This window comes from Vibrio sp. 1401, assembly GCF_033340295.1.
Genome location: NZ_JAWOWF010000547.1, coordinates 1 through 606, shown reverse-complemented (window position 1 = coordinate 606; position 606 = coordinate 1). Strand labels below are relative to the sequence as shown.

At 41.9% G+C, this 606-nt stretch carries 2 protein-coding genes; both read left to right on the top strand.

Translation table 11 applies throughout. The annotated features are described in order from the left end of the window. Window positions 1–346, top strand: a 346-nt coding sequence (locus R7Z77_RS26750; RefSeq protein WP_318137223.1) for a 3-deoxy-D-manno-octulosonic acid kinase, incomplete at its 5' end; no start/stop codon positions are given. Between the two features lie 92 nt (window positions 347–438). Then, a partial coding sequence (locus R7Z77_RS26745; RefSeq protein ID WP_318137224.1) for an NAD-dependent epimerase/dehydratase family protein occupies window positions 439–606 on the top strand: 168 nt, incomplete at its 3' end.

Genomic DNA, 606 nt, shown 5'->3' with positions numbered 1-606 from the left:
TTTATTGAGTGAGCGCATTCCTAACGCAAGAGACCTGGTCAGTATCTTGCAGGAAAAACCGTTACCGGAAGGAATGTATCAAAAAATAGGGCAAGAAATTGCCAAAATGCACAACGCTGGCGTTAATCACACAGACCTGAATATCCACAACATCTTGATCGATGACAAAGATAAAGTGTGGATTATTGATTTTGATAAGTGCCGCAAACAAGAGCACGGCGACTGGAAAAAGCAAAACTTAGAAAGGCTTCTTCGCTCATTCAAAAAAGAACTGCTCAAACGCCAAATCATTTGGCAAGCGTCCGATTTTGATCATGTACAAAAAAGTTATACTGAAAATACGTAAAGTGAGCTTTTTGTCAGTTATTCGTGAGACAATCCAATAGCGCATTTCGGTACACCCACTAAAAGTACCCATTAAAGTAGGTAACATTTGCAATGAAAATACTAGTAACAGGCGGGGCAGGCTTCATTGGCTCAGCTGTCGTTCGACACATTATTCGTGACACCCAAGATAGCGTCGTGAATTTAGACAAGCTCACCTACGCAGGAAACTTGGAGTCGTTGGTGGATGTTGCGGACAGTGACCGTTATTACTTCGAGCAA